The sequence below is a fragment of the Mesorhizobium sp. M7A.F.Ca.AU.002.02.1.1 genome, from assembly GCF_003998535.1.
In the GTDB taxonomy this organism is placed as follows: domain Bacteria; phylum Pseudomonadota; class Alphaproteobacteria; order Rhizobiales; family Rhizobiaceae; genus Mesorhizobium; species Mesorhizobium ciceri.
This window is the reverse complement of record NZ_RZPB01000583.1, coordinates 1-3778: the sequence shown is the minus strand read 5'-3', so window position 1 is coordinate 3778 and position 3778 is coordinate 1. Positions and strand designations below refer to the sequence as shown.

The 3778-nt window shown below is 63.0% G+C and carries 3 protein-coding genes; all 3 read right to left on the bottom strand.

Annotated features, from left to right (window positions below; genetic code table 11):
• Window positions 1-1294 (bottom strand): HAMP domain-containing protein (locus tag EN879_RS27215; RefSeq protein ID WP_164774603.1); only part of this gene is annotated, 1294 nt, incomplete at its 3' end.
• Between the two features lie 130 nt (window positions 1295-1424).
• Window positions 1425-2885, bottom strand: a complete 1461-nt coding sequence (gene ntrC / locus EN879_RS27210; protein ID WP_024505195.1) for a nitrogen regulation protein NR(I) — start codon at window positions 2883-2885, stop codon at window positions 1425-1427.
• A partial coding sequence (locus EN879_RS27205; protein ID WP_164774602.1) for a nitrogen regulation protein NR(II) occupies window positions 2882-3778 on the bottom strand: 897 nt, incomplete at its 5' end. The genes EN879_RS27205 and ntrC, both read right to left, overlap by 4 nt.

Genomic DNA, 3778 nt, shown 5'->3' with positions numbered 1-3778 from the left:
GGGCTGCGCTGGCGGATATGGCCAGCATCGCTTCGGCCGAGCGGTTGACGATGGTGACGATGCCGTAGGGATCGACGCCGATGACGCCGGCGGTAACGCCGGCAAGCACGGCTTCGGAGAAGCGTCGCCTCTCGTCGATCAGGTCCTTGGCCGACAGGATCTCGTTGCGCTGCGATTTCAGTTCGAGAAGCATTTTGTTGAACGTATCGCCGAGCGAGGCGACATCGCCGTCCGAGGGCCTGACCGGAACCGCGACGTCGAGATTGCCGGTCGCCACTTCGTCGGCGGCGCCGATGAGCTGGCGAATGGGCCGCACCAGACGGTCGGCGACCGCAATGCCGGTCCAGATCGCGGACAGGATGATGATGAGGGTGAGCGAAAGATAGGGCAGCGCGAAGGCCACCTGCGAGGTGCGGCGGTTGTCTTCCAGCCCCCGATATTCGTCGGTGTTGGACCTGACGATCTGCCGCGCCTTGATGACCTCCGGATCGACGAGGCGAATGGTATAGAGATAGAGCCCTTCGATCTCGCGCAGCTTGACGATGGCGCCCATGATGTTGCGCGTTTTCGGCTCGATCAGCACCGGCTTGCCGTCGGCAGCGCTGGCCACGGCGCCTTCCGGCGGCTCAGGCATGGCAAAATCCGTGTCGGTCTTGGCGCTCATGACGAAAGAGCCGTCAGGTTTGATCAGCGCCGCATGAGCCAGCGAACGGCCCACGGCTTCCTTGTTCATCAGGTCGAGAAAGCCGGTACGATCAAGGCCGTAGAGTGTGCGTGACGCATCGAGATCATAGGCCATGGACAGTGTCGTACCCTGCAGGTTGCGGGCATTTTCCTGAACATAGGCGTCGGCGATCGACAGCGACGAATTGACGATCGTCTTGGTGCGGATCTCGAACCAGCGGTCGAGGCCGATGTCGAGCGTGATCGACGCGATGATGGCCACCATGATGGCCGGAATGGCGGCAACCAGGGCGAACATGGCGACAATGCGCACATGCAGCCGCGAAGCGGCCTTGCCATGCCGGCGCGCCATCAGGATGCGGTGCACCTCACGCCCGACCAGCGCGATAAGAATCAGGACGAAAGCCGCGTTGAGGGCAATCAACGCCAGCGTCGTCGACTCGTTCGGTGTGATCGGCGTGGCGCCAACGAGGATGGTGAACGAGATCGCCGCCGTCATCAGCGCGCCGACGACCGCGATCACGCCTGGCAGCGCAAGCAGCCGGCGCCCGTCACGAGCGCCGGGTTCGCTGAAAAGCGGTTGGTTTGTTGTCGGTGCCTGCGGGGCCATGTCGCCGTCTAGTGCCATGATTGCGTCGGATGTATGCAACGCATTGTGGCGATTATGCAACAAGTGTGACCGAGACGGAAATCTTTCGCGAGCCGATCCCCTGAAAAGAGCGCGGGTTCAGATCAAAGGCTCAGCCCTGGCGCGACGATTTGTAGACGTTGACGCCAAGTTCGCGGATCTTCTTGCGCAGCGTGTTGCGGTTCAAGCCAAGCAGTTCCGCGGCCTTGATCTGGTTGCCGCGGGTTGCCGTCATCGAGGCCAGGACGAGTGGAAACTCGACCTCGGACAGGATGCGTTGATAAAGCCCGGCAGGTGGCAAATCGCCGGCAAACGAGGCGAAATAGCGTTGCAGGAAGTGCTCGACCGCCTGGCCGATCGACAAATCGTCGGGAATGAGATTGCCGCCACCCGGCACCACGGGACGTTCGCCGGTCTTGAGCTCGGCCTCGATGATCTCGGCGGAAATCTCGTCCTGCGAATAGAGCGCGGCGAGCCTGCGAACCAGGTTTTCCAGTTCGCGCACATTGCCCGGCCACGGATAGCGCTTCATCAACTCGATGCCGCCGGAAGAAATGCGCTTGGTCTGCAGGCCTTCCATTTCGCCGAGCTTGAAGAAGTGGCGGACAAGGTCGGGCACATCCTCGGAGCGCTCACGCAGCGCGGGCAGCCGGAGCGGCACCACGTTGAGGCGATAGAACAGATCCTCGCGAAAAAGCCCCTGGTTGATCAGGGTGCGCAGATCCTTGTTGGTGGCGGCGACGATGCGCACGTCGGTCTTGATCGGCGTGCGTCCGCCAACCGTCGTGTATTCGCCCTGCTGGAGCACGCGCAGCAGGCGGGTCTGCGCCTCCATCGGCATGTCGCCGATTTCATCGAGGAACAGCGTGCCGCCTTCAGCCTGCTCGAAGCGTCCGGTCGAGCGATTCTGCGCGCCGGTGAAGGCGCCCTTCTCGTGACCGAACAGTTCCGATTCGATCAGGTCGCGCGGGATCGCCGCCATGTTGATGGCGACGAACGGGCCGCCACGGCGGCGGCCATATTCATGCAGCGCGCGCGCCACCAGTTCCTTGCCGGTGCCGGATTCGCCCGAGATCATCACCGTCAGGTCGGTCTGCATCATGCGCGCCAGCATGCGGTAGATGTCCTGCATGGCGGCCGAACGGCCGACCAGCGGCATTGCATCGGGCTGCTCTTCCGGCCGCGCATCGATCTTCGGCCGTCGCGGCTCGGAAAGCGCCCGGTTGACGATGTTGAGCAGTTCGGTCAGGTCGAACGGCTTGGGCAGATACTCATAGGCGCCGGTTTCAGACGCGCGGATCGCCGTCATGAAGGTGTTCTGGGCGCTCATGACGATGACCGGCAGTTCCGGCCTCGCCTTCTTGATGCGCGGCAGCATGTCGAAGGCGTTCTCGTCCGGCATCACCACATCGGTGATGACCAGATCGCCCTCGCCCGCCGCCACCCAGCGCCACAAAGTCGAAGCATTGGAGGTGACGCGCACCTCGTGGCCGACGCGCGAAAGCGCCTGGTTGAGGACAGTGCGGATCGCCGCATCGTCGTCGGCGACGAGAATATTGCCGCGAACGGTCATTTGCGGTCTCCTTCACCGTCTTCATCGGCGCCGTATGGCGCTTCTTTCCAGGCCGGCATCAGGATGCGGAATGTGGTCCCGCGCGGCGTCGATTCGCATTCGATGATGCCGCCATGTTCGCCGACGATTTTGGCGACCAGCGCCAGCCCCAGCCCCGAGCCGTTCGGCTTGGTGGTGATGAACGGGTCGAACAGGATCGGCAAGATGTCTTCCGAGACGCCGGAGCCATTGTCGCGCACACAGAACTCCAGCGGCAGCGACACGCGGTCCTGCGTGCCCGGCACTGAAACACGGATGCCTGGCCGGAAGGCGGTCGACAGCACGATCTCGCCCTGCGGGTCACTGCCGATCGCCTCGGCGGCGTTCTTGACCAGGTTGAGGAACACCTGGATCAACTGGTCGCGGTTGGCAAACACCGGAGGCAACGAAGGATCATAGTCCTCCAATATCTTGATTCTCTTGGCAAAACCGTTCTTGGCAATGGCCTTCACATGGTCGAGCACGACATGGATGTTGACGGGGTAGCGGTCGATCGGCCGCTCGTCGGAAAACACCTCCATGCGATCGACCAGCGACACGATGCGGTCGGTCTCGTCGGTGATCAGCCGCGTCAGCGCACGGTCTTCGTCGGAAGCCGACAGTTCCAGCAACTGGGCAGCGCCGCGGATGCCGGAGAGCGGGTTCTTGATCTCATGGGCAAGCATCGCGGCCAGGCCGGTGACCGAGCGCGCTGCGCCCCGATGCGTCATCTGCCGGTCGATCTTGTCGGCCATCGACCGTTCCTGGAACATAACCACCACCGAGCCCGGAAATTCCGGTACCGGCGCGACATAGAGATCGACGACCTTCTCGATGCCGAGACGCGGCGACGACACGTCGACGCGATACTCGTT